Here is a 24483-nt window from a genome sequence, read left to right as displayed (position 1 = left end):
GGAATCAGCATGAAGTCGAGAAAGCGCCCGAGTCGGCTGCGCGTCGCCGCAGCCTCAGCCGTGGCCGTCGCCCTGGGCGCGGCCGGCCTCGCCGCCCTGCCCGTCACCGCCAGCGCCGCGGCAGCCGACGTGGCCGTCCAGTACCGCACCAGTGCCACGGGCGCCACGGCGGACCAGGCCGAGCCGTGGTTCAAGGTCAGGAACACCGGTGACGGGGCCGTCCAGCTCAGCACCGTCAAGGTCCGCTACTACTTCAAGGCCGACAGCTCCGGCGCGGGCTACCGCTTCGCCTGTTCCTGGGCCGTGAAGGGCTGCGGCAACATCACCGGCACCTTCGGCGCACTGGCCCACCCCACGGCGACCGCCGACCGCTATCTGGAGATCGGCTTCACCCCGGGCGCGGGCACCCTCGCGCCCGGAGCGGACACGGGCGACATGCAACTGCGCTTCTTCCGTGCGGACTGGCAGACCCTCAGACAGAGCGACGACTACTCGTTCGGTCCCGCCCAGACCGCCTACGCGGACTGGTCGAAGGTCACCGCCCAGCTGTCCGGCGCCACGGTGTGGGGCACCGCCCCCGAGGGCAATGACCCGACCGACCCACCGACCGACCCACCCACGGACCCGCCCACCGGCGGGCAGAGCCTGTTCGACGACTTCGACTACACCACCTCCAGCGACCCGAGGATCGCCGCCCACGGCTGGAACGTGCGCTCGAACGCGGGCGGTCCCGGAGTGCCCGGCGCCACCTGGGCACCGGAGAACGTCACTTTCGCCGACTCCGCCGGCAACTCCGTGATGAACCTCCGGACGTCGACCGCGGGGACGCCGGAGAGCACCAAGCAGGCCGAAGTCCTCACCAAGGCGACGAAGTTCAAGAAGGGCACCTACGCGGCTCGGGTGAAGTTCTCCGACGCACCGCTCTTCGGCCCCGACGGCGACCACCTCGTCCAGACCTTCTTCACCATCAACGACCTCACCGCCCCGATGGCCGACGACTACGCGGAGTACGACTTCGAGTACCTGCCCAACGGTGGCTGGGGAGAGCCCTCGAACATCCTCTACACAACCTCCTGGGAGACCTACAACCCGGACCCCTGGCAGGCCGTCAACCAGCACACCGAGTCCCGCCAGAGCTACGCCGGCTGGCACGACCTTGTCCTGACCATCGACAACAGCACCATCATGTACTACATCGACGGCCGTCTCTTCGGCGTCCATGAGGCCGCCTACCTGCCCGAGCGACCCATGTCGATCAACTTCAACCAGTGGCTGATCGACCTCGCCGGCCAGACCGCCACGACCGCCCGCGCCTACGACCAGCAAGTCGACTTCGTTCTCCACGTCAAGGACCAGGTGCTGACACCCGCTCAGGTCACCGCCAAACTCAACGCCTACCGCACCGCCGGAACCACGTTCGAGGACACCGTCCCGGCCGGATAGGCCACACCCCTGAGACTCCATTCAGGAGGCCCCGGCTGGACGGGTAGGACCAGCCGGGGTGGTGACCACGCGGGTCCTCTGCTCGCCGAGCCGAGGGTGCCGGCTCGCGGGGGAGCGGTGCCTGCGGCCATGTGCCCCAGTACAGCTGGAGAGTTGACGATTTCGTGGGTACGCAGGCGACTGTTTATGATCTTGGTCATGTCCGTGCAGAGCTTTGACAAGAACCTCTCCCGCAAGCAGAGACTTCAGGAGAAGCAGCGCCGTCAGCTGGCGGTGGTGGACACCGTGGACAAGGCCGAGGCCAAGGCCCGCAAGGCGGAGGTCGAACTGGCCATGGCCGTCACCGAGGCAGTGCAGGTGTTCGGCGACGAGCAGTCCGCGTCGGAGGGGCTCGACATGCCGGTCGAAGCGATCCGGCGTTTCCTTGGCATGGCCCAGGACGATGCGTCCGGTGCCGACAACGTGGTAGAGGTCGCCGACAGGGCCTGAGGTCGCTGAGGTCTGCTGAGGTCTTCGGCAGCCCCGGACGGTCACGGGTCGCACGGTCCGCGCGCAGTCCGCGCGGCTGTGTGGGCGAGCGAAGCCAGGGCCCTGGATGCATCGGTGCGAAGCCATCAGCCGAATCGGTCGAAGTCGTTGATCTGATCGCTTGTTGTGGGGCTGGTGGCCTGCCATTGCCCAGGAGTCAGCAGACGCGTCCGCGCGGCCAGGCGGCGCAGAGCGGCGACGGCGCCTTCGTCCAGGTGTGCCCCGCTGTAGCCGACGTACGCCACGACACCGGGCACCGGCTCCCAGGCCAGTGCGCCATTGCCACCCAACACGGACGTGATGACGGCGGGCCTGCCGTTCACGGTCCCCGCCGTCCGGACCGGGCCGGCGTACAACTGGTCTTCAAGGCCGCCGCACCGGGCGACGCCGGTGAAGGTCAGGCCCCCTGAGAGCTCGTTGGCCTCCCCGGTCTCGGCTGATCCGTATCGGGCCTCGTGCAGGGAGGGCGGCCGTGAACTCCCGGTGGCCGTCACCGACAGTCCGGGCGGCGATTCGACGACGGGGCGGCCCGAGACGACGCGAGTGGCCGCGGCGACAGCGATCAGTTCGGACTGTGGCAGATCCCCTCGGACCCGTGCGTACGAGCCCCCGATCGGCCAGATGATCTCGCGATCGAGGCCCCTTCCCGAGACGCCGCCGACCTGGACCGGGCGCCCCCTTGTTGGCGCCGGAACGGGGAATGTGACCACCGCGCCGTGTCGTCCCAGCGACCCGTCCGAGCGTCGGAGCACCACCGTCGACGGTCCTGCGTTCGCTGTGCGGTCACGCTTGATCAGCGTGGCCCCCTGAGGCAGTGGCAGCCCCGTGATCACCAGACCAGGGGTCTGCCCCGCCCCGACGGTCGCGTCCGGGCCGTCAGGAAGGGCACTTCCGGATGCCGATGCCGACGAGTTCAAGGGCGCTGCCGGGGCCGCCTCGTCCGACCCGCTCATGGTCACGATGCCCACCACGAGCGCTGCGAACAGGGCCGTGACGGTGGCCGCTGCGATCAGCCGACGCGGTGGCCGCCAGGGCGGCCTGTCCGGGCCACTGCTGAGCACATCCCCCATGCCTTGCAGTCTGCCCTACAGGTTCCGGACCGTACAGCGAGCTGTGCCGTCGGTGTGCGGACCTGGCTCGATGCCCTTGACGTCCCAAACCGAGGTGTCGACTGCGGGTTCGGCCGCCAACCCGGTTTGCGGGGCCGACGACCGCAGTCCCGGCATGCTGCTGCCACACCTGTCGAGGGGCGAAGGCCCGTACGACGCCGGGTCCCCCGGTTCGCCTCGTCGTCGCCGGCCAACAGCCACATCGACAGGTGCCGTTGCATGGTCCCTCCATCTAGGGAGCCGAGAAGGCTGCGGATGGTCCAGTAGTTGATCAGGGTGTGGGCTGCCGCGGAAGAATCCGTGGGAGGAACGGGTTGAAGAGGGGTCATGCGGCGGGGACTTCGGGTGTCACTGGCAAAGAGCCTGGTGTCCCATAGCTCGCGGAGACCATAGCGGTGGCCCGGGGCTGACCCGGCAGGCCGGTTCCCCGGTGGCGATCGTGGCGACGAAGGCGACCGTGGGCGAGGGCGGCGAAACGGGACGAGACCAGCGCGGGACATACGTCCGCAGGCAGCGGGGGCTCCGCCTCGCTCACCCCGAACAGGCTTCGGGGGCCCGGCCCGGATCGAGCCTCGTGAGCAGCGATGATCCGGCGGAAGGGCCCTGTCGGTGTTGACCCGAAGGGCCGGGCGACCCGGCGGGCAGCGGTCATTCGTTCTCCGTCATGGCTAGGTACGCCTCGTGGCGTACGTCGGCGTTCTTGTGTCTGCGCAGCAGACGCAGCAGTGACCGCCACTCCTCGGGCCAGTCGAGCGGGCCGCCCGTTCCCTTCGCGAGGCCCACCGCCAGCAGGCCCGTCGCGGTGCCGCCGTCGCGGGCGAACCGGTCGGCCGCGGTCAGCAGGGCCTCGGCGCGCTGTGGAACAGCGCGATACGCCGAGGACGACCGCAACCGGTCGGACGTCTGGACCGCGACGGTCGTCCCGGCGCTCTCGAGAGCCTCCGCGAGGTCCCGCAGCCGTTCGAGCAGCGCGGACGGATCCACGGTGCGATCGACCAACTGGCGGAGCAGATGGGCACGTTCGGCGATCAGTAGGGGTTCCGACGCCAGCTGCTCCGCGACCGCTTCGAGCAACTCGGATCGCACTGCGTCGACGTAGCCGAACGACGTCAGGTTCCGGAGCCGCTGCAGCGCCGGCTGGTCCCGGCCCGCCAGCGCGTCACAGCCGCCCTCCGTCGTGTGCATCGCGGTCAGCAACTCGGCCACCGCGCCGTGGAACACACTGCCCGGCGCGGCACCGCCCACGGGGTGCGGCAGTTCGGACACGGCCAGGTCGCGCATCACCCACCCCGCGAACCGCCAGTGCGTACGCTCACCGAGGTCGCAGACGGTACGAGCGATACGGACGGCCAGGTCGGTCGAGTAGCGGCACCACACCCCCATGGCACACAGCAGGGCATAGCCGCCCCCGAAACCCTCCGTGAGCGCGAGCGAGGTGCCGTACGCCGCGACGACCACCGCGGCGTACGCGCGGCGGTGCGTCTCGGCCAACTCCCAGGGGGTGACGGCCAAGAGGGCTTCGTGCACGGGCCGGGCGTCGTCACGCGCGACGACGTCCAGCAGGTGCCAGGCCTCCGGCTCGCCGAGCAGTGGCGGCAGTGCGCGGACGACGGCGGCCCGCACGTCGGGGTGGCGGTCCGGAGCGTGGAAGGCGCTCGCCAGCAGGGACACCGCCCGCCGGGGCGGCAGGAAGCACGCGGCGAGCCGTACGGCCTCCTTGCGGGAGGTCACCTTCGCGGGCCGCTCACCGGTGAGCAACGCGCCCAGCGCAACGGCGAGTTCGGACGGAGCGGTGAAGCGGGCGGCGCGGGATGCCGCGTACACGGCCACCCGGGCCCGGTCGCTGCCCGCCTGTTCCAGCAGTGCCGCGAGAGTGTCGTGGGGCCGGTCGGTCCAGGGCAGGGCGCCGAGCGCGGCCTCGGCGACGACCACCTCCGTGTCGTCCTTGTGCGCGAGCGCCAGCGCCCGCCCGAACTCGGGCACCGGGGCCGCGGCCCGGATCAGGGCGGCCCGCTCGTCGAGCGGAAGGGAATCGTCCGCGACCGCCTCTCCGGCCAGCAGCACCGCCGTCCGCTGCTGGCGGGGCAGCCAGCGGTCGCTGTCGCCGAGGTCCGGCAGCGGGCGCCGGGCCCCGTCCACCAGGAAGCGCCCGTAGGGCGGAGACGCGTCGAGCAGGGAGTCCAGCAGATCCGTGCGCCGCCGGGTCAGCACCCGCCGTACGGGCGGGAGGACGACCGACGACGGTTCCAGCGCGACGATCCTGGCGACCCGTTCGCCGCGGGTGGCCGGTGCGGCCAGCCATAGTTCGGCCGCCGCCCGGAACGTCTCGTCGTCGCCGTGTTCCAGGGCCGTGACCAGCCTCTCCTGGAGCTCGGGCAGCCGCCGGGCACGTGGTCCCAGGGCGACGGCCAGGCCCAGCAGCAACCGGAAGTCGGCCCGTCCGGCCCCGGCGTCGAGCCAGGGGCGCAGGGCCTCGAACACCTGGCGCTCCTGGCCCCGTCGCAGGACGCGGTGCAGCGGGCCGAAGTCGGGGACGCCGACGCGGCTCGTGATGCGCTCCAGGGTGCGCAGCGCCCAGTGCCCCAGATCCGAGGGCTCGCCTGTGGCGTGCTCGACGAGCAGACGCACCGCGAGGGTGCGCAGCGCCGTCAGGGTGTCGGCAGAACTGTCCCGCGCCTCGAGTGCGCCGGCGGCGATCACGTCCAGCAGCGGGACGTCGTCGGCGCCGAAAAGCCGCGGGTGCGTCCCGGCGAGCGCGCCGAGCGCCTCGGCGCGCACCGGATCCCGCTCGTTGCGCAGACGGCGGCCCGCCGTGGTCAGCAGCTCGGTGATCGACTCCCGGCTGCCGTCCCGGGCGGCGCAGGCCACGAACAGCGGCCAGGCGGCGGCCCGGTCGTCGGCGTCGGAGCGTCCGATCGCCGCGAGCAACGCGGGACGTGCCTCGTCGATCGGGCCGTGGGCGAGGGTGTCCAGGTCGTCCCACCAGTAGCCGGTGCCGTCGAACTCGGCCGCCGCACGCCGGACTTCCGCCCAGCGGCGCTCGCGCGGCAGCAGGCCGAGGACGCTCAGCGCGGGGTCCCCCTGCGTCCCTCCGACGGTGACCGCGTCCACGAACGCGGGGCGCAGGCCGGGCGCGATGGCCTTCATCAGTGCCGTGAAGTGGCCGCCCCGGTTCAGCCAGTGACGGCCCAGCGCGGTCAGCGACGCGGGTTCGGCCCGCACGAGCCTGTGCAGCACTCCCGGTGGCGGAATCGGCTCATGGCGCTGCTCCCGGCGGTCGGTGGAGGTGATCCAGCGGATCACGCGCTCGGCGTCCACGGTGACGAGGGGGCCGAGCCCGTTGTTCAGCGCGGGCGGCAGACTCCCCGGCCCGTGCCGCTCCAGCAGGCCCATCACCCGCTCGGGGCGCAGCGGCGCGAGTGCCGCGACCGTGGTGGCGTGCAGACGCCACCAATCGTCCCGCTGCTGTCCGCCCGCCCGGTCGGCCAGGGTCTGCTCGGCGTGGTCCAGCACCGGATCGGGATGCCGGCAGGCCAGTCGCGTCCAGCCGTCGACGGCGTGTGCCAGCCCCGGCAACTCCCGTGCCACGAAAGAGGGAGAGCAGGCCGGCAGCAGCCGCGCGGCCTCGGCGTCGCCCCATTCCGCGCGCAGCCGCGCCACCAGCCGCTCGGCGAGCGCGGTACGGCCTCCCGCGGCGAGCAGCCGGGCCAGCCGCTGCCGCAGCACCGCCGGCGCGTCGTCGTACGCCGCCTCCACCGCCCGGTCCGGTACGGGCAGGTCGCGTGCGGCGCGCCGCGCGTATCCGGCGACGACCGGGTCCGGGTCGGCCAGCCGCTCCGCGAGGAACCCGGCGTCCCGTCCGACGAGGGCCGCCAACGCCGCGAGCCGCCGCTCGTACGGCCCGCGCCCGTCCAGCTCGGTCAGGAGCGGGGCGAGCGTCCCGTCGTCCGCGAGCCCGCGTGCGGTCCGCGCCGTCAGGGTCAGGCGTGCGGGGAACGGCAGCGGTTCGAGGGCGGAGAGCAGTTGCTCCGCGTTGATCGGCATCCGCCGATTGTGCCCGGCGACATATGTTCACGCGATCGAATAAGGCGGCCCACCTGCGAGGGCCGTGGCCGGCCCGCCCCTCGCCGCATGGGCCTCGCGGCGTCGTCACCGGACACGAGCGGGCGGCCACCGCGTACGAGGCGGCCGTCGATCTCGCGTCATTCCTGCTCCGGGGGAGACCCGTGGGTGGACGGACCCTGGTGCTCCTGAGCCGAGATGTGGAGGCAGCGCACGGCGAGGGCCGCGATGTCGTCGTCCAGCCTTCCCCCGGCGTAGCGGAGCAAGTCCCTGCGAAGCTCCGTCAGCAGCTCATGGGGCGAGTCCGCGCGGTGCCGGCGCATCCAGTCCGGCAGCGGGAAGAACGTGCCGCCGCGGTCGCGGGTCTCCGTCACGCCGTCGGTGTAGAGCAGCATCTGATCGCCGGGGACGAAGGCGACGGTGTCCACGTGGTAGTGGTCTCCGAGCAGCGCCGCGAGATTGAGCGGAGTGGAGGGGCGGGTGGGCTCGAGAACGTGGATCTCGCCGCTCTGCACGAACACCGGCGGAGGATGCCCGCAGTTGAGGACCTTGACGTGCCCGCTGCCGTAGGGGATCTCGGTGATCAGGGCGGTGGCGAAGTGCTCCTGCTGATCGTCGGTGGGGATCGCGGCGCTGTAGCGGGTCATGGTGATCTGCAGGCGACGGACCAGCCCCTTCAGGTCCGGCTGGTCGTACGCGTTCTCCCGGAAACAGTTGATCACTGCCGCGGCCGCCCCCACCGCCGACAAGCCCTTGCCGCGTACGTCACCGATGAGCAGGCGGACGCCGTACGGCGTGTCGGCCACCTCGTAGAAGTCGCCCCCGATCCGGGCCTGCTCCTGGGCCGCCCGGTAGAGCGACTCGATCTCGATGCCCTGGATACGGTGCGGCAGCGGACGGAGCAGCACCTTCTGGGCCGCGTCGGCGACGAGCCGGACCTGGAAGAGCGTCTCCTCGCGCTGGAGTCGGAGATGGCTCGCATAGGCGGCGGCCAAGGTGACCGCAGCGATCGTGGCCACCGTGTACGGCGTTCCCAGATCGGTGTGGACGAAGCTGATGCCGATCATGATCAGAAGGCAGAACGTCCCCAGCAGGACCGTCGGGAGCACCGGCCACAGCGCGGCTGCGAGGGCGGGTGCCGCGGGCAGCAGGCGGCTGAAGGCGATCTCTCTCGGAGTGGAGAAGGCCAGGCCGGCGATGACGACGGTGACAAGCACCGGTGACAGCATGACGGCCTGCCGCTGGCCGCCGTAGGGACGGTGGCGGCGCCGGAGCTGCACTGACCTGGTCACAATTGCGATCTTATCGGGGCTAAGCGGGCACCGAACGGATCCGCCACTCTGCGATCACCCTCGGTGGGGCCCTGCCGAACCACGATCACGCTGCCGGGGCGGGAGACCGGCACGTGGTCCCTGGCCGTGCGGGCAGCCATGAAGCCTTCCGGGGGCCGCCCGCACGACGATTGGTGGGGATGGTCTGGTCCAGCCGCTCGGTGCCGTCATGCCGCTCGCGGAGGCCCAGTCGCACTGGGTCGCCGACCTGCTGGAGGGCCGGTGCGCGCTGCCCGGACGGGAGGAGATGCTCGACGAGATCCGCACGTACCGCGCCCGGACGGCCCGGCGCTGCGTCGCCTCGACCCGGCACACCATCCAGGTGGACGCGCAGGCGTATCTGCGGGAACTGGCCAAGGAGCGCAGGCGGAGGGCGGTGCCGCGGTAGCGGAACGGCACGGCCCTACGCCGACTGGCCTCGGGCGCCCGCGCGGTGCGGCTCGGGGCGAAGGCCGGGCGGACCCGACTGGCTAGACGCGGTCCTGGAAGACGCAGCTCCACACGTGCGTGCCCGCGACACCGCCGTCGGCGCGCACCGCTTCCAGCGTGTAGAAGTGCGTGGTCCCCCGCGCGGCCGTGGTGTCCGTGTAGGCGCGCGTCTGCGCCGGCAGGAGCCCGACGTGCAGCGGCTCGTAGGCCTGCGTGGTCGCGTTCCACCTGCTGACCCGGTAGCCCGCGACGGTGTCGCACTCGGCCGCGTTGTCGCACCGCCAGCTGATGGACGGCCCGTCCTCGTCGGGTCCGCCGATCACGGTGCCGTGGCCCAGGCTGCCGAGGTCCCAGTCCCGGGCGACCGTCACGGACGGCCGGACGTCCAGCTCGGTGGCCTCGACGACCGTGACCTTCGGGTCGCTCGGGGGCAGCGCGTTGCCCCAGAGGTCCCTGGCGACGACCGCGTACACGTACGTCTCGCCGTCCGGCAGATCGCCGCAGAGGACCGCGAGCGGATCGCTCGTGCCCTCCCGGCAGGAGGTGGAGCTGAGCCACTTCACCGTGCCGTCGGCCTGCCGGACGCCGGTCCAGACCGCGTAGCGCTCGACGTCGTCCTCGGTCGAGGCCGCCCAGCTCATCAGGATGCCGTCGGCGCGCGGGGTGGCCGCCACGCCGGTGACGGGCCCGGGTGCGACGCGGTCGCCGGTGCGGACGACGAGCGGGGCGGACAGCGCCGACTCGTTGCCGGCCGGGTCCACCGCCGCGACCGCGTACGTCACGTACGTGCCCGCGGGCATGTCCAGGTCGTGGCAGAGGCCGCCGGTGCTGGTCTCGTCGCTCTCCTCGGCGCAGGTCACGCGGGTGAGCGCGGCCGGGTCGAGGGTCTTGCCGGGCGAGCGGTAGACGCGGTAGGAGCCGCCGTTGTCGAAGTCCTCGTAGAAGCCGTCGGGCTGCTTCCAGTACACATCTGCGTAGCCGAAGCGGACGACGGAGCCGAGGGAGGCCGGGGACTTCGGCGGCGTACGGTCGACGCCGTCGCCGGTGACGGCGGCGTACGCCGACGGATTGCCGAGCGCGTCGAGAGCGCGGACCCGGTAGAACCGGACGGTGTTCACGGGTGCGTCGGTGCGGTACGACGCCGTGGTCGTCGTGCCCAGCAGCTCGAACGGCCCGGTGGCCGCGGAGGCGGCGTACACCTCGTACCTCGCGGCGTCGGCGGACCCCTGCCAGGCCAGGGTGGCCCACCACGCGTCGCCGGTGACCGTGAGACCGGTCGGTGCCGCCGGGCCGGTGCGGTCCACGGTCACAGCGGTGGCGTCGGGGCTGCCGACGGACTCGCGGCCTGCCTTGTCGACGGCGCGGACCTCGTACAGGAAGGTCTGGCCCGTGGCGGGCGTCGCGTCCACGAAGGACGGGGAAGTGAGCAGCGCCGAGCCGCCGGCCCTCACCCACTGGGTGGTGCCCAGCCGGCGGTAGACGCGGTAACCGGCGAGGTCCATCTCCTTGTTCGCGGCCCAGCGCAGGGTGGTCTTCGCGGTGTCCCGGTTGTACGCGGCGGTGAGACCGGTCGGGGCGAGCGGCTTGACCGTGTCGACGGCGGCCTGCGTGCGTGGGGCGTACGTGAACGCGGCTTGGGCGAGGCCGGTCCAGGCGACGTAGTCCACGCGGAGCGTGTGCTTGCCGGCCGGGACGGTCAGGTCGACGGTCTTGCGGGCCGTGGTGGAGACGTTCTTCCACAGGTTGATCTTCCGCACGCCGTCGACGTAGACGCGCATGCCGTCCTGGGTGGCGGCGGAGAGCCGGAAGGGGCCGCCGGAGCCGAAGTCCCGGGTGAGGGACCAGCGGACGGAGAAGTTGTCCTTGGGCAGCGTGACGCCGGTCGGATCGCCGTACCCGTAGTTCTCGTTCACGGCGGAGTCGCAGGCGGTCAGCTTCGGCGTGCCGCTGAACGTGGAGTTGTTGAAGTACTGCGCTTTCCAGACGGGAGAGACGCAGGTGACGGCCGCGGAGGCCGGAGCGGCGAGCATCAGATCGCCGGTGGCGGCGAGGGCGGCCGTCGCGGCGAGCGCGGTCAGCCGGGTACGAGTCATCACAGAAGGTGGGGCCCTTTCCGGACCAAGGCGAATCAGGTGGCGCGTGTGTGACTCACGAGGCGGGGGCAGGGTTGCGCCCGCCCCCTCACCTTCTTCACGGAACTCGGCCGGGCGACGGTGGTACCGGTGCACGTCAGGCCGTGAAGGCGGCGGTCGCGGGACGCGCGGGCATGGAGCCGGCGGGCGAACCTGCCCCAGCTGTCCTCACTGCCGGCCCGGAGGGTGACGGCCCGTCGGATTCCTCCTCATCGCCCGCCCTCATCGGCCCCTGCCGCTTGGTGACGGGCTCGGGTGGAGCTCGCCCTCCGGCTGCTGTGCGCGAAGTCGGCTTCGCCTCGCGGACAGTTCGCGCTCGGCGGGCCTCATGGCTGTTCCTCAGGCGGGCTTTTCGGCGGTGGCGGTCAGTATCGCGCGGCCGAGGATGTGGCCGGACATGGTGAAGCCGAGGACGGCCGGGGTGGCGTCGGCGGGGATGCCGATGGCGTCGACATCGAGGGCGTGCACCACGGTGAAGTAGCGGTGCGGGCCGTGACCCGCCGGCGGGGCGGCGCCTATGAAGCGGGCGGCGCGGGCGTCGTTGGGCAGCTGGAAGGCGCCTCCGGGAAGTCCCGAGCCCGTCTCGTCGCCGGCGCCTTCGGGCAACTCGGTGACGGTGGCCGGGATGTCGGCAACCGCCCAGTGCCAGAACCCGGACCCGGTGGGGGCGTCGGGGTCGTAGACGGTGACGGCGTAGCTCCTGGTGCCTTCCGGTGCGCCACTCCAGGACAGCTGCGGGGAGACGTCCTTCCCGCCGGGAACGCCGAAGAGGCCGGAGTACTGCTCGATCGACCAGGCCGCGCCGTCGGTGACGGTGGTGCTCGCAACGCTGAAGGAGGCCGCCTCGGGGAGGCGGGCAAAGGGGTCGTTGGCGCTCATGGCGTCTTCCTTCCAGTCCGTGCTGTGGGGTGGCGTGATGCGGCCGACGGAGGTTCGGCGCTGGCGCCGCCTGGAGTCGCTACGCCCGCTGCGCACCCATGAGATCTACTGAGATCGACGATAACATCAATAATCGATTATCTATCCGATCGTCTATTCTGTAGGCATGAGTCAGACGACCCACACCTCCACCTCGTCGGGGAAGAAGCAGATGCTCTCCGAGCAGGTCTACGCACACCTGCGGGACGCGATCATGCGCGGAGACCACGCCCCCGGTGCCGCCCTCAAGCCCCAGGACCTCGCCAAAGAGCAGGGCGTGAGCCTGGCCGTCGTACGCGAGGCGCTCGTGCGGGTGGTCGGCGAGGGCCTCGCCGACCGCCTGCCCAACCGGGGCTTCGCCGTCCCGGCCTTTTCCGACCGCCGCTGGCAGGAGATCGCGGAAGCACGCCGGACCGTCGAACCGGCCATGCTGCGCATGTCCGTCGAGCGCGGCGACGTCGACTGGGAAGCCCGCGTAAGAGCCGCCCATCACCGTCTGAGCCGTACCCCGGCGTACGTACCGGAGGAGGGCGAGCACTACAGCAGCGCATGGGCCGAAGCCCATCGGGTCTTCCACCGCACCCTGCTGGAGGGGTGCGGCAACCTCGTCCTGCTGGAGACCTTCGACCGGATGTGGACCGCGAGTGAACTGGCACGCCGCTGGTCCGCGCACCGCAACCCCGGCAGGGACGGCGCCCTGGAACATCGCCGGCTGGAAGAGGCCGCGCTCGCCCGCGACGCCGACACCGCGGCCGAGGTCCTGACCCGACACCTCACCCAGACCGCGGCCGGACTGACCGACTGCCCCCACGACCAACCCACAGCGGAGGCCTGATGTCTCGCCCACTCGGCCGCACGACCGCATCTGATCACCGACACCGGAGCCACAGCATGACTTCCAGCGAGGCGACCACAGGCCGCCGCTGTCACCACGCCGTCAGTCCCCTGCACGCGGCCGTGTACTTCGCACCGGAGCGGCAGGGCGAACTCGCGGCGCTCGGGCTGGAGCGAGGAGCCATGTCCTACTACGCGGGACGCGCCGCCCCGCTCGGTGCCGTGGGCGCGGGCACGGTCACCGCGACGTTCTACAACTTCAACCACGAGCATGTGCGGCGGTACATCCCCGCCGCCTGGACGGTCGCCACACCGGAGGCGGTGCTCGCGGCGGTGCTGCGCGGTGTGGACGGGATGCTGCGGCGGCTGCTCGGAGCGGAGGTCCTCGCGTCGAAGGAGATGGCCGAGGCGGCCGAGCTGGCGCTGCGCGCCACCGAAGCGTGCCACCGCGAGGCGCGCCCGCTGTATGCGGCGCACGCCGGCCTCCCGGTGCCCGAGGCAACCCACCTGGCCCTGTGGCACGCCGCGACACTGCTGCGCGAGCACCGGGGGGACGGTCACCTCGCCGCCCTGGCCATCGCCGGCCTGTCCGGCATCGAGGCGCTGGTCCTGCACAACGCCACCGGCACGGCACCGACTTCGGCACTGTTCATGCGGACCCGCGGGTGGTCCGCGCAGCAGTGGGACGCCGCCAGGGAGCAGTTGCTCGAGCGCGGCCTGCTGGACGACGCAGGGGACCTCACGCAGGCGGGCACGACCCTGCGCGGCGAGGCCGAGGCGCTCACCGACCGCCTGGACGCAGCCCCGTACGACCACCTCGGCCCGGCCGCCACAGCACGCCTGACCGAACTGGCCGGTGACTTCTCCAGCACCTTGAGAGCAGCGGGCGCCTTCCCTGCTGCGCTCTTCGGCAAGGGCTGAGGGGCCGGGGCAGGGGGGACGGGTCCACGCCCTGTTCGCCACCGAGGGTGCCAACGGCTTCGCGCCGTTCGAAGCGACCGGCGACGGCTGCTCGAACCGACCGTCGGACGGGCCTCATCAGTCGGCCTGCCGGAGCCGGAACATAGGCAAGGTCGAGCCTCTGCCTCGACCTGTTCATGTGCACGTGCAGCGGCGCCACTGGTGCCGGCCGGCGTTGTCCGGAGCGAGGGCTTCTCGGGTGCCGGCCGCCTGTTCCGCAAATTGGCCGGTCAGGTGACGCTCGATCAGCGGAGCGCGACGCCGGTGTTGCCATCGTTCCGATTCTCCCGACCGCCACCGAACGGGCTTGGCCGTTCCCCGGGTGCGGGGTGGGTTGCGGGGCGCCCGGGACGCAGGACGGGGGCCGGCCGAGCGCCCAAGGGCCGCAGCCAGTGGCCGACATGGTGGCGCCACCACCTGGCGGAGGAGGGCGCGCCGTCGATTTTCCGGTGCGGCTGGTGGCGAGGGACGTCGTGTCAGCTGTTCGGGCCGTCCGCGACCCACGCGCTCCACGGCATGTTCCAATCGCTGAGCCCGTTGTCCGAGGCCAACTTGGTCTTGTCCTGGGAGTGCTTGATGATCACGATGTCACCGATCATCGACTGGTCGAAGAACCACGCGGCGGGCTGGCTGCCGTCGCCGCCGCCCCTGACATCCTTCAGGCCCACGCAGCCGTGGCTGGTGTTGACCTTCCCGAAGACCGAGTCGGTGCCCCAGTAGTTGCCGTGGATGAACGTGCCCGAGTCGGTCAGGCGCATGGCGTGCGGCACGGCCTTGATGTCGTACGAGGGCTTGCCGTCCTTCTCCGTGAGGCCGACGCTCGCACCGTTCATATGGAGCTTCTTGAACTTCTCGGAGATCACCATCTGACCGTTGTACGTCGGGTGCTCGGTGCTGCCTGACGAGATCGGGATGGTCTTGATCGTCTTGCCGTCCCGGACGACCGTCATCTGCTTCGTCCTCGCGTCCACGGTGCTGATCTGGCTGCGGCCGATCTTGAACGTGACCGTCTTCTGGATGCCGTGGCGGTTGAGCGTGACGGTGACGGTGGAGCCGGACTTCCAGTACTTCTCGGGGCGGAAGTCCAGGCGGTGGTCGTTGAGCCAGTGGCCGACGGCCCGCTGGCCGCTGCTGGAGCTGACCTGGATCTCCGACTCCACGGCGGCCTTGTCGCTGATCGCCGAGTTGAAGTTGACCGACACCGGCATGCCCACGCCGACGGTCGATCCGTCCGCGGGCGAGAGATGCCCGATGAAGTCGTTGGCCGGGGAGACCGTGGTGATCGTGGCGTTACCGGTGGCGGAGCGGCCCTTGGCGTCCTCGGCCTCTGCGGCGATCTGATACTTGGTGGCACGCTCCAGCCGGCCGTTCGGCTTCCACGAGGCGCCGTCCGCGGACAGAGTGCCCGGGATCTCGTCACCCGTCGCGACGGCGGTCATGGTCACCTTGGTGAGCTTGCCGTTACTGACTGTCACGTCGACCGGACCGTCGACCGCGACGTTGTGCGTGCCTTCGCCCGGCGTGATCTCTATGCGGGCGTCGGAAGCGTCCTGGGGGTCGGCCTCGGTCGCCTGCGCCGACGGCTGCGATGCCGAGTGGGCGTCGGCGTCGTTGCCGCTGGCGGCGGCGATGCTCGTGCCGCCGAAGGCCGTGACTGCGAGTGTGCAGCCGAGTACTCCGGCCGTGGCAGCCAGCCCGGCGCGTCGTCTGTAGAGCGTGATCAAGCGCTTCTCCCTGTCGCTGGTCTTTGCATCCCTGTGTTGATCGCCGAAGCAGCGCAACTATCGGTAAACCTACGTATAGGCGTATCTGTGCCCATGTGTATGTAAATTGTGATGAATGCCATGCGTGATGTGGATGGCTCGCCGCGGTCAGGCCGTCGTGACGCGCTGGTGGCGCCGCTCGACGGTGTGCGAGACAACAGGTGAAGGCGAGCGGGGCCGGCCACATCGCCGCGCCGAGGCCCCGGGCATGTCCGCCATCGGCGATGTGAGCGCCGGCGACGAGGGGAAATGGTTGGACGGACTGACGCCGGGGCTTGTAGCTTGCAGTCGACCGCGACACCGCCCAAGGAGGTGAGACCCATGAACGCTGTATCGACGTGGGCGCTCCCCCTTCCCGTCACGGCCGGCGACTGACGCAGGTGTCGCCGGGAGCGCCTCGACAACAAGGCACTCCCGAAAGGCAACACCTATGGACTCTCCGCAGTTCACCACCGAGCCGTCGTCGAACGGCACGGTCGAGCGCGACTTCACCGTGGCCGAGGTCCTCGGGGTTCTCCGGTCGCCGGCCTCGCGCGCCGATCGCGCACCCCTCATGTTCGACGTGATCATCGCCGGGTGCGGGCCTGCCGGCGCGATGCTGGCCGCCGAACTACGGCTGCACGACGTGCGGGTACTCGTCCTGGAGAAGGAAACCGAGCCCGCGTCGTTCGTCCGCATCGTCGGTCTGCACATTCGCAGTCTCGAGCTGATGGCCATGCGCGGACTCCTGGAGCGCATCCGTCCACACGGAAGACAGCGTCCGGCAGGCGGATTCTTCGCCGCCATCGACAAGCCCGCGCCCCAGGGCCTGGATTCCGCGCACGCCTATCTGCTGGGCATCCCGCAGCCCGTCATCGTCCGGCTGCTCGAAGAGCATGCGACCGCACTGGGCGCGCAGGTCCGGCGCGGTTGCGCGGTGGCCGCCTTCGAGCAGGACGACGAGGGCGTGACCGTCGAGCTGGCCGACGGCGAACAGCTGCGTGCGCGCTATCTCGTCGGTTGTGACGGCGGGCGCAGCACGGTGCGCAAACTGCTCGGTGTCGGCTTCCCCGGTGAGCCCTCGCGGACCGAGACGCTGATGGGCGAGATGGAAGTGGGCGTGCCGCAGGCGGAGATCGCCGCCAGGGTGACCGAAATCCGCAAGACCCATCACCGGTTCTGGCTCAGGCCCTTCGGTGAAGGCGCGTACAGCGTCGTGGTCCCCGCCGCGGGCGTCAGCGATCGCGCGCAGCCGCCCACCTTCGAGGATTTCAAACAACAGCTGCGCGCCGTCGCCGGAACCGATTTCGGCGTGCACTCCCCGCGCTGGTTGTCCCGCTTCGGCGATGCCACCAGGCTGGCCGAACGCTATCGGGTGGGGCGGGTGCTGCTGGCCGGCGACGCGGCCCACATCCACCCGCCCACCGGCGGACAGGGACTCAACCTGGGACTTCAGGACGCGTGCAACCTCGGCTGGAAGCTGGCCGCACAGATCCGTGGCCGGGCGCCGAGAACTCTGCTGGACACCTACTCGGCCGAACGCCGTCCGGTCGCCGAGGCCGTGCTGGACAACACCCGCGCCCAGATGGAACTGCAGTCCACCGAACCGGGCCCGCAGGCCGTGCGCAGGCTCCTCAGCGAACTGATGGACATCGACGAGGTGAACCGCCGTCTCATCGAGAAGATCACCGCGATCGATATCCGCTACGACTTCGGCGCAGGCCCCGACCTGCTCGGCCGCCGCCTGCGGGACATCGACGTGCAGCAGGGCAGTCTCTACGGTCTGATGCATCGAGGCCGCGGCCTGCTGCTGGATCGCACCGAACGCCTGACTGTCGGCGACTGGTCGGACCGGGTCGATCACCTCGCGGATCGCACTGCGGCACTGGATGTTCCGTGCGTCCTGCTGCGCCCCGACGGCCACGTCGCCTGGATCGGCGACGATCAGCAGGACCTGGACGACCACCTCTCCCGCTGGTTCGGCGAGCCCGCCCACTGATGTCGCCTGAGCAACCGAAACGCCCGTAAGGAGGATCGAACGGTCGGTAGCGACTGACCATCGGAAGGCTGGAGGCAGCATCAGCCGTGGTGCTCTGACGCCAGGGTCGCCAGGGTCGGCCTGCGAGGAGGGTCGGCCTCCGAGTGGCGACCGGAGGACGGCGGAAGAGCACCACGGAGTGGATCGGCGCAGGCGGCCAGGCGTTCGTCCGACGGCGGGCCGATGAGCAGGATCCGGTTCAGCCTCCGAGGCGGCGTGCGAGGCGGAGCAGGTCTGGCAGGTGCAGTATCCGTCCGTCGAAGCCGGGGAGGGGGACATGGAGCGGCTGGGTCCAGCGGGTGGGGATTGCGTCCAGCCCGTAGTACGCCCCCGCGAGGCCTCCGGTCACCGCGGCGACGGTGTCCGTGTCACCGCCGAGGTCGATCGCCGCGCGTATCGCGTCTTCGAAGCTGGTGGTGGTGCGCAGGGCCCAGACGGCGGAGCCCAGGCAGGGCCAGACGGCGCCGTTGAACTCGGTCGCCTGATCGGGGTGCCAGTCGGGCGCGAGGACGGTGGCGTAGCGACCGCGGTGGTCGGGGTGGACGAGGGCCAGGATGGCGGGGAGCGCGGTGAGGGGGTCGGTGTCCTCGAGGATGACGCGGATGAGTTCGTGGAAGATCGCGGTGCCTTCCCAGGCTGCGCGGTCGCCGTGGGTGAGGGCGGCGATGCGGCGGGCCGCATCCATGGTGGCTTCCTGGCCGGCGGGTGCGAAGTGGACCGCGGAGGTCGATGCCCGCATCAAGGAGCCGTTGCCCGCTGCTCGCTGGTTGACCTGGAAGTGGATCGCGGCGGCGAGGTCCCAGGGCATGCCACTGGTCAGGACGTCTTCGGTCTGCAGGCCGATGTCCTTCGGTTCCGAGGCTGCCCACCGCTGGAAGCGGGCGAAGATGTCCGGCAGATCCAGTCCGTGCCGCTCCAGCAGCGACTCCGCGACCAGGACGGCCAGCTGCGTGTCGTCAGTGGCCTCGCCGGGGTCCCAGCCACCGCCTCCGCACATCTCGCCACCGGCACCGGGCGCGGGGAACCGCGCGGAGAACACCCCCTGGGGACCGAACTCGAAGGGACCGCCCAGGGCGTCACCCACCGCCGAGCCGACGATCGCCCCGGCGGCCCGCTGCATCCGCTCCATCCGGGCAGGTTATCTGCGCCGCGCCGACGACCGCGCGGCCCTATTTCCTTCTTCGGCTCCCGAACCATCGGCGGTCAACGCGTCGCGCATCCGGAGGCGCGCCGCGTGCATCACCCTACGTTTGACACCCGTGCAGGTCACACAACGCGTTCAGGTCGATGCCGCGCCGGGAGCGCCGCAGCACGCCGCCATCGCCGTAGCGGGCGAACTGGGCGCGGTAGCCGTGCCACTTGGGATATGTGCTGGTGGAGTGCTCACGGACTGGCGCCCCTTGCAAGGGGTGGTCCCCACGACGGCTTGGTCATGCCTGGTTCCCTGCCGTGGCGTCGCAGCTGAGATGCCCTGGCCGGTTGTCCGGCTCTTGTCAGCGGGGGACAGCCGCGAGCTGACGGCTGCGATCAGGCTTGAGATGTACATGCGTGTGGGGGGAGGGGGTCGGGCGGACAGGCCGCCTCGGGCAAGGCGTCCGGATGCGTGGGGTGGCTGTTGGCCTGGGGTATTGCCGGTTGGTTCTGAGAGGCGACCACCCCTGCCGGGTGTCGTGCTCGCATGCGACACTGCTGCACATGTTCGGAGTCATCGACCTTCCCACCTATCTGGCAGGACTCGTCCTGATCGTCCTCCTTCCAGGGCCCAACTCCCTGTACCTCCTGTCCGTCGCCGCGCGGCGCGGGGTACGGGCCGGGTACACGGCCTCGGCCGGGGTGTGGTGCGGGGACACCGTGCTGATGACTCTCTCCGCGGCCGGGGTGGCCTCGCTGCTCCAGGCCAATGCCGTGCTCTTCGGCATCGTGAGGTACGCGGGCGCCGGCTATCTGACCTGGCTGGCCGTCGGGATGCTGCGGGCCGCCTGGGGGATGTGGCGGACGCGTCGTGAGCGGGTGCTCGCGGAGGACGGACCCGCCGCGGTCTCCGTCGAACGGCCCTTCCGGCGGGCGCTGGTCGTCAGCCTGTTCAACCCCAAGGCGATCCTGTTCTTCGTCGCCTTCTTCGTGCAGTTCGTCGACCCGGGGTACGCCTACCCGGCGCTCTCCTTCGTCGTCCTCGGCGTGCTGGCCCAACTCGCCAGCGTGCTGTACCTCAGCGCCCTGATCTTCGGCGGCACCCGGCTGGCCGGCGCCTTCCGCCGCCGCAGGCGGCTGACGGCGGGGGCCACCTCGGCGGCCGGCGTGCTGTTCCTCGGGTTCGCGGTGAAGCTCTCCCTCGCCAGCGCCTGACCCTTGCAGATGTCGTTGCCGTACAACACCTGAAGAACCTGCCGAACCACGGTGGCGGGCCTGTGCCGGGGGACGGGGCCGCGCGGCACACGGCGTGCATCCCGGCCGTGGGCTAGCGGGTGCGGACGGCGGTCGGCTGCGCGGCGCGGGCCACGACGAAGAGGAACAGTCCGCAGGCCGCGACGAGCAGCCATCCCGGACGGGACGCGGCGGCTAGGCCGGTGGCGCCGGCGCCCGCGACCAGGCCCCCGGCGAGGGCGATACCGACCGCCGCCCCGACCTGGCGCGCGGTGGAGGTGATCGCCCCTGCCACGCCGGCCCGGGAGAGCGGCAGACCGCTGACCGCGGTGTTGGTGAGAGGGGCGTTGGCGAAGCCGAACCCGATGCCGATCAGCAGGTGGGCGAGGAGAATCAGCGGCACGCTCGTGTCCTGGTCCAGGTTCGTCAGGCACAGACCGCCGGCCGCGATGAAGGCACCCGCGAGGATCAGCGGACGCCGCGGTCCGAGGCGCCCGACCAGGGCTCCGGACCAGGGCGCGCACAGGGTGGCCCCGAGTGCCATGGGCAGGGTCGCGGCGCCGCTCGCGAGGGGTGTCCAGCCACGGGTGTGCTGGAGGTAGAGGGTGTTGAGCAGCAGGCTCACGTTCAGCGCGACGAACACCGCCATGGCGCCGAGCACCGCCGTGGCGAACGGCGGCCGGCGGAAGAGGCCGAGGTCCATCAGGGGTTCACGTCGGCGCAGCTCGACCAGGACGAACCCTGTCGTCGCCGCCGTGATCAGCGCATAGCCGGTCAGGGCCAGGGGCGAGGTCCAGCCGATGCCGGGTCCTTCGATGAGGACGCCGACGAAGAGGCCGAGGACCACGGTGAGGAGCACCTGGCCGGGCAGGTCGAGGCGCCGGGCGCGCTCTGCGCGGGACTCCGGCACGAACACGGCGACCAGGACGAGCGAGGCGACGACGACCGGCGCGTTGATCCAGAACACCGAACGCCAGCCGAACGCGGCGATGAGCCCTCCGCCGGTGACCGGGCCCGCCGCCATGCTGAGCCCGAAGACCGACGCCCACACGCCGATCGCCCGGGCCCGTTCCCGTGGGTCGGGCATCGCGTTCACCACGATCGCCAGGGCCACCGGGCTCAGCATGGAGGCCCCGACCCCCTGAACGGCCCGGGCGGCGACCAGCACGCCGAGTGACGGGGCGAGGGCGCAGGCGAGGGAGGCCAGGCCGAAGACGAGCAGTCCGCACTGGAAGACACGGCGGCGTCCGAAGCGGTCCGCGAGCGCGCCGGAGACCATGAGGAGGCCGGCCAGGACCACGGTGTAAGCGTTGACGACCCACTCCAGACCGCGGGTGCCCACGTCGAGGCCGTCCCCGATCTCGGGCAGGCCCACGTTGACGATGGTGGTGTCCACACCCACCAGGAACATGCTGAGCGCGCAGACGGCCAGTACCGTCCAGCGCCTGCGCGCGCTGAGCGGGGAGGGCGGAGCGGCCAGGGATGTCGTGAGCACGGGAGGTCCCCCTTCTACGGGATCGGCTGCCGCCCAGACTCGGACCGGGGGAGGGTCCGGGCCCAGGAACTTTGCGAAGACCGCAAAATGGCCGCATGGACGCCGACCTCGCGGAACTCCTCGACAGCATCGGGCCCCGGCTGCGCGGCCTGCGGCGCGACCGCGGCCTCACCCTGGAAGCCCTGTCGAAGGACACCGGAATCTCCGTCAGCACGCTGTCGCGCCTGGAGTCGGGCCGACGGCGCCCGACGCTCGATCTCCTCATCCCGCTCGCCCGCGCCCACCGCGTCGCGCTGGACCAGCTGGTGACGGCTCCGGCGACCGGTGATCCGCGGGTCCATCTGCAGCCTCGAAGCCGGGAGCGCGGGAGTGTCCTCGTCCCGCTGACGCAGTACCCGGGCCGGGTCCAGGTCTTCAAGCAGGTGCTCTCGCACCGTGAACCGCGGCTGGTCACCCACTCCGGCTACGAGTGGCTCTACGTGCTCGCCGGCCGGCTCCGCCTCATCCTGGGGGAGCGCGAGATCACTCTGCGGCCGGGCGAGGTGGCCGAGTTCGACACCGGCGAACCCCACTGGTTCGGCCCCGCCGACGCCGAAGCGGTCGAGATCCTGCACCTGTTCGGCCCCCACGGCGACCAGGCCGTCGTCCGTGCGGGCCCGACAGCGCACGACTGAACGGTGCCGAAGGGCGGCAGTGCCACACGGACGCCATGGGAAAGCCGCGGACGATCGATGGCCCGTACGGCGAGCCCGTGCCGGGCGACCTGCTGCGCCGGATCATCGCGTTCCGCGTGCGCGAGCACGAGGACGACGGCGTGCTGTGGGGGTGACGGCCACGGAGGCGGACATAGTGAGACCGCTGACGGGCGGCCGCTGTGAGTCGGCCACGGAGCACGTCCGTCGGCCACGTCGGGCGGCCGCCTTCGGCGGTCGCGTCCGCGCTCAAGCCGCGGCCGGCTCGGCGTCCTCGTCTCCGTTGGAGAGGCGCCCCGGGCACGGCTCTGCCCGTTCCCTCGGTCGAGGCGCGCCTGCTTTGCCTTTGCCGTGGTGAAGCATGGTGAAGCCGCTGGGGCCGCGTCCGGAGCGGCCGGACTCCAGGGACCCGAGGTCCAAGGGCGATGAGTCTCGCGGCGGTCGTCGGTCTGTATTCCCGAGACGCGATCAACCGCACTCGATCGAGGAGAGCCTCATGACCGCCACCTACACCTTTGACGTCTTCTCCAGCCTCGACGGCTTCGGCGCCGCCAGTGGCAACTGGACCGGCTACTGGGGCAAGCAGGGCCCCGAGCTTCTCGACCACCGCCTCGACCTGTACGCCGAGGAGCAGCGGATGGTCTTCGGGGCCAACACCTATCGGGCGTTCGCACGGATGCTGGCTGCGAGCACCGAGGAGTCCGAGGTGCGTGACCCATGGGTCACACGGATGCGAAGCCTGCCGGCGACGGTGGTGTCGACCACGCTGGAAGAACCCCTCGACTGGCCGGACGCGAACGTCCTGAGCGGCGATGCCGTCGACGTCGTCGCCCGGCTCAAAGAGGAGTCCGAGGTGCCGTTGCGCTCGCACGGCAGCCTGTCGATGAACCGCGCGCTGATGGCCGCCGGTCTGGTCGACCGCGTCCAGGTGACGCTCTTCCCCGTGATCACCGGTCGGACCGGGCTGGACCCGATCTTCCAGGGTGCGGCCGACTTCGACCTCGAGCTGATCGAGCACCGCACGCTCGACGGCCACACCCAGGAACTCGTCTACCGGCCCGTCCTGCATGTCTGAGTCACGCATGACGACCGATCCTGCGGAAGGCCGCACCGGCGCCTCCCGGTGATGTGTGGCGACCGTCGGCCCCGGGCCGTCAGGGCAGGATCGAGTCGACGTATCCGCCGTCGACCCGCAGGGCTCCTCCCGTCGTGGCCGAAGCCTGGTCGGAGCTGAGGTAGACGACCATGTGGGCGATCTCCTCGGGCTCGATCAGCCGTTGCAGAAGGGACTGCGGCCGGTGCTTCCGCATGAATGCGCGCTGGGCCTCGTCCCAGGGGAGGTCGCGGTCGACGAGTTGGTGGACGAAGTCCTCGACCCCGCCGGTGTGGGTGGGGCCGGCGATGACCGAGTTGACCGTCACCCCCGTGCCCGCCGCCTGCTTCGCGAAGCCGCGGCCCACGGCGAGGAGCGCGGTCTTGGACATGCCGTAGTGGATCATCTCGGCCGGGATGACGACCGCCGAGTCGCTGGCGATGTACTGGATCCGGCCCCAGCCGCGCTCCGTCATGCCCGGAAGGTACAACCGGGTCAGCCGTACGGCGGCCAGCACGTTCACCTCGAAGTAGCGCCGCCACTCCTCGTCGCTGATCTCCAGGGGGTCGGCGGAGCCGAAGATGCCGAGGTTGTTGACGAGGATGTCCACCTCGGGCAGCGCCTCCAGGACACGCTGGGCGCCCTCCTCGCTCGCCACGTCGGCGGCCACGGGCACGAAGGATGCCCCCGGCACCTCCGTCGCCAGCCGCGCCACGCCCTCGGCGACCCGCCGCTCGTCTCGGCCGTTCACCCCTACGCGGGCGCCGGAGCGCGCGAGCCCGGCGGCGATGGCCGCGCCGATGCCCTGCGTCGAGCCCGTCACCAGGGCGGTGCGTCCCGCCAGATCGATCTGCATGTGGAACCAGTCCCTTTGTGCGTCTGTCCGTCCGTCCTGCGTGCCGGTACCTCCGCCGCCACCGTCAGCCTGGCGGCAGGGCGATCGGCTCGCCACTCCGGCCGCTGCCGACGGCCTCGGCTGCGTCTGCCCACTCGGCGACGGGGGACACGCGTGTCGGGCTCGTGTCGCGCGGGGGAACACCCGAGCCGCGGACACGCGAGCCGCGGACACGCGAGCCGCGGGGCACGCACCCTGTCGGTCAATGCCGTCGGCGTGATTCCGGTCGGACCCCCGGCCGCCGCACCATTCGGACAGCCCGCACAAAGAATCTCTGGTCAGCAAGGGGAGGGAGCGGTCGAGTCGGGTCGTCCCGCGCCGACATCCGGCACCCCTTGATGGCGAGTTTGCGAACTGTGCTGGTCGAACACTGTTCGGGCTGATCGAAACTCTCGTATAGTGACGCCCGGTTGATCAC

18 protein-coding genes are annotated in these 24483 nt (G+C 71.2%); 9 read left to right on the top strand and 9 right to left on the bottom strand.

Translation table 11 applies throughout. From position 1 onward, the window contains the following. Nucleotides 1-9 precede the first annotated feature (9 nt). A complete protein-coding gene (locus ACFVYS_RS38485) occupies nt 10-1443 on the top strand; it encodes a cellulose binding domain-containing protein (protein WP_389509803.1) in 1434 nt (477 codons plus the stop codon). Between the two features lie 198 nt (nt 1444-1641). Continuing rightward, a complete protein-coding gene (locus tag ACFVYS_RS38480; protein WP_389509801.1) occupies nt 1642-1932 on the top strand; it encodes a hypothetical protein in 291 nt (96 codons plus the stop codon). 125 nt (nt 1933-2057) lie between these two features. Here the strand turns inward: ACFVYS_RS38480 and ACFVYS_RS38475 are convergent, their stop codons facing one another. The 3 genes from ACFVYS_RS38475 to ACFVYS_RS38465 form a co-directional block, all read right to left on the bottom strand. Then, entirely contained in the window at nt 2058-2465 is a 408-nt protein-coding gene (locus tag ACFVYS_RS38475) for a hypothetical protein (protein ID WP_389509799.1), read from the bottom strand. Nucleotides 2466-3728: 1263 nt separating this feature from the next. Beyond that, nucleotides 3729-7124 (bottom strand): hypothetical protein, encoded by a 3396-nt coding sequence (locus ACFVYS_RS38470; RefSeq protein WP_389509797.1) that lies wholly within the window; start codon nt 7122-7124, stop codon nt 3729-3731. A gap of 158 nt (nt 7125-7282) precedes the next feature. Further along, the gene (locus ACFVYS_RS38465; protein WP_389509819.1) at nt 7283-8371 is read right to left on the bottom strand and encodes a PP2C family protein-serine/threonine phosphatase; all 1089 of its coding nucleotides are present in this window, start codon (nt 8369-8371) and stop codon (nt 7283-7285) included. Nucleotides 8372-8603: 232 nt separating this feature from the next. On the opposite strand from ACFVYS_RS38465, the gene ACFVYS_RS38460 reads away from it, so the two are divergent. After that, nucleotides 8604-8861: a hypothetical protein gene (locus tag ACFVYS_RS38460; protein ID WP_389509817.1), complete on the top strand. Its 258-nt coding sequence runs from the start codon at nt 8604-8606 to the stop codon at nt 8859-8861. 82 nt (nt 8862-8943) lie between these two features. Here ACFVYS_RS38460 and ACFVYS_RS38455 read toward each other — a convergent pair whose 3' ends face one another. Beyond that, nucleotides 8944-10995 (bottom strand): PA14 domain-containing protein, encoded by a 2052-nt coding sequence (locus ACFVYS_RS38455; protein WP_389509795.1) that lies wholly within the window; start codon nt 10993-10995, stop codon nt 8944-8946. 378 nt (nt 10996-11373) lie between these two features. Continuing rightward, nucleotides 11374-11913 carry a YbhB/YbcL family Raf kinase inhibitor-like protein gene (locus tag ACFVYS_RS38450; RefSeq protein ID WP_389509794.1) on the bottom strand — a complete coding sequence of 180 codons (540 nt, stop codon included), beginning with the start codon at nt 11911-11913 and terminating at the stop codon, nt 11374-11376. Between the two features lie 166 nt (nt 11914-12079). On the opposite strand from ACFVYS_RS38450, the gene ACFVYS_RS38445 reads away from it, so the two are divergent. Further along, nucleotides 12080-12787 carry a GntR family transcriptional regulator gene (locus ACFVYS_RS38445; RefSeq protein WP_389509792.1) on the top strand — a complete coding sequence of 236 codons (708 nt, stop codon included), beginning with the start codon at nt 12080-12082 and terminating at the stop codon, nt 12785-12787. 56 nt (nt 12788-12843) lie between these two features. Beyond that, nucleotides 12844-13707: a hypothetical protein gene (locus ACFVYS_RS38440; protein ID WP_389509791.1), complete on the top strand. Its 864-nt coding sequence runs from the start codon at nt 12844-12846 to the stop codon at nt 13705-13707. 515 nt (nt 13708-14222) lie between these two features. On the opposite strand, the gene ACFVYS_RS38435 is transcribed toward ACFVYS_RS38440, so the two are convergent. After that, complete coding sequence (locus ACFVYS_RS38435) at nt 14223-15470, bottom strand: Ig-like domain-containing protein (RefSeq protein ID WP_389509789.1); 1248 nt, start codon at nt 15468-15470, stop codon at nt 14223-14225. 469 nt (nt 15471-15939) lie between these two features. Here ACFVYS_RS38435 and rox point away from each other — a divergent pair, with 469 nt between their 5' ends. Further along, complete coding sequence (gene rox, locus ACFVYS_RS38430; protein WP_389509787.1) at nt 15940-17487, top strand: rifampin monooxygenase; 1548 nt, start codon at nt 15940-15942, stop codon at nt 17485-17487. A 238-nt stretch (nt 17488-17725) separates the two neighbouring features. Here the strand turns inward: rox and ACFVYS_RS38425 are convergent, their stop codons facing one another. Further along, complete coding sequence (locus tag ACFVYS_RS38425; protein WP_389509785.1) at nt 17726-18655, bottom strand: ADP-ribosylglycohydrolase family protein; 930 nt, start codon at nt 18653-18655, stop codon at nt 17726-17728. 566 nt (nt 18656-19221) lie between these two features. Between ACFVYS_RS38425 and leuE the strand changes: the two genes are divergently transcribed. Further along, entirely contained in the window at nt 19222-19872 is a 651-nt protein-coding gene (gene leuE, locus ACFVYS_RS38420; RefSeq protein ID WP_389509784.1) for a leucine efflux protein LeuE, read from the top strand. A 112-nt stretch (nt 19873-19984) separates the two neighbouring features. Here leuE and ACFVYS_RS38415 read toward each other — a convergent pair whose 3' ends face one another. Beyond that, the gene (locus tag ACFVYS_RS38415; RefSeq protein ID WP_389509782.1) at nt 19985-21385 is read right to left on the bottom strand and encodes an MFS transporter; all 1401 of its coding nucleotides are present in this window, start codon (nt 21383-21385) and stop codon (nt 19985-19987) included. A gap of 95 nt (nt 21386-21480) precedes the next feature. On the opposite strand from ACFVYS_RS38415, the gene ACFVYS_RS38410 reads away from it, so the two are divergent. Both ACFVYS_RS38410 and ACFVYS_RS38405 read left to right on the top strand, forming a co-directional pair. Further along, entirely contained in the window at nt 21481-22059 is a 579-nt protein-coding gene (locus ACFVYS_RS38410; RefSeq protein WP_389509781.1) for a helix-turn-helix domain-containing protein, read from the top strand. A gap of 514 nt (nt 22060-22573) precedes the next feature. Next, a complete protein-coding gene (locus ACFVYS_RS38405; RefSeq protein ID WP_389509779.1) occupies nt 22574-23152 on the top strand; it encodes a dihydrofolate reductase family protein in 579 nt (192 codons plus the stop codon). 79 nt (nt 23153-23231) lie between these two features. Here ACFVYS_RS38405 and ACFVYS_RS38400 read toward each other — a convergent pair whose 3' ends face one another. Continuing rightward, complete coding sequence (locus ACFVYS_RS38400) at nt 23232-24026, bottom strand: SDR family NAD(P)-dependent oxidoreductase (protein ID WP_389509777.1); 795 nt, start codon at nt 24024-24026, stop codon at nt 23232-23234. Nucleotides 24027-24483: the final 457 nt, after the last annotated feature.

The organism is Streptomyces sp. NPDC058295, assembly GCF_042880655.1.
In the GTDB taxonomy this organism is placed as follows: Bacteria; Actinomycetota; Actinomycetes; order Streptomycetales; family Streptomycetaceae; genus Streptomyces; species Streptomyces coriariae.
The sequence above is the reverse complement of the archived record's forward strand: the minus strand, read 5'-3'. Positions and strand labels throughout refer to the sequence as shown.

Coding starts and splice junctions, on each gene's coding strand:
- ACFVYS_RS38485 (WP_389509803.1), top strand. CDS start 10: ATGAAGTCGAGAAAGCGCCCGAGTCGGCTGCGCGTCGCCGCAGCCTCA.
- ACFVYS_RS38480 (WP_389509801.1), top strand. CDS start 1,642: ATGTCCGTGCAGAGCTTTGACAAGAACCTCTCCCGCAAGCAGAGACTT.
- ACFVYS_RS38470 (WP_389509797.1), bottom strand. CDS start 7,124: ATGCCGATCAACGCGGAGCAACTGCTCTCCGCCCTCGAACCGCTGCCG.
- ACFVYS_RS38465 (WP_389509819.1), bottom strand. CDS start 8,371: ATGCTGTCACCGGTGCTTGTCACCGTCGTCATCGCCGGCCTGGCCTTC.
- ACFVYS_RS38455 (WP_389509795.1), bottom strand. CDS start 10,995: ATGACTCGTACCCGGCTGACCGCGCTCGCCGCGACGGCCGCCCTCGCC.
- ACFVYS_RS38450 (WP_389509794.1), bottom strand. CDS start 11,913: ATGAGCGCCAACGACCCCTTTGCCCGCCTCCCCGAGGCGGCCTCCTTC.
- ACFVYS_RS38445 (WP_389509792.1), top strand. CDS start 12,080: ATGAGTCAGACGACCCACACCTCCACCTCGTCGGGGAAGAAGCAGATG.
- ACFVYS_RS38440 (WP_389509791.1), top strand. CDS start 12,844: ATGACTTCCAGCGAGGCGACCACAGGCCGCCGCTGTCACCACGCCGTC.
- rox (WP_389509787.1), top strand. CDS start 15,940: ATGGACTCTCCGCAGTTCACCACCGAGCCGTCGTCGAACGGCACGGTC.
- ACFVYS_RS38425 (WP_389509785.1), bottom strand. CDS start 18,655: ATGGAGCGGATGCAGCGGGCCGCCGGGGCGATCGTCGGCTCGGCGGTG.
- leuE (WP_389509784.1), top strand. CDS start 19,222: ATGTTCGGAGTCATCGACCTTCCCACCTATCTGGCAGGACTCGTCCTG.
- ACFVYS_RS38410 (WP_389509781.1), top strand. CDS start 21,481: ATGGACGCCGACCTCGCGGAACTCCTCGACAGCATCGGGCCCCGGCTG.
- ACFVYS_RS38405 (WP_389509779.1), top strand. CDS start 22,574: ATGACCGCCACCTACACCTTTGACGTCTTCTCCAGCCTCGACGGCTTC.
- ACFVYS_RS38400 (WP_389509777.1), bottom strand. CDS start 24,026: ATGCAGATCGATCTGGCGGGACGCACCGCCCTGGTGACGGGCTCGACG.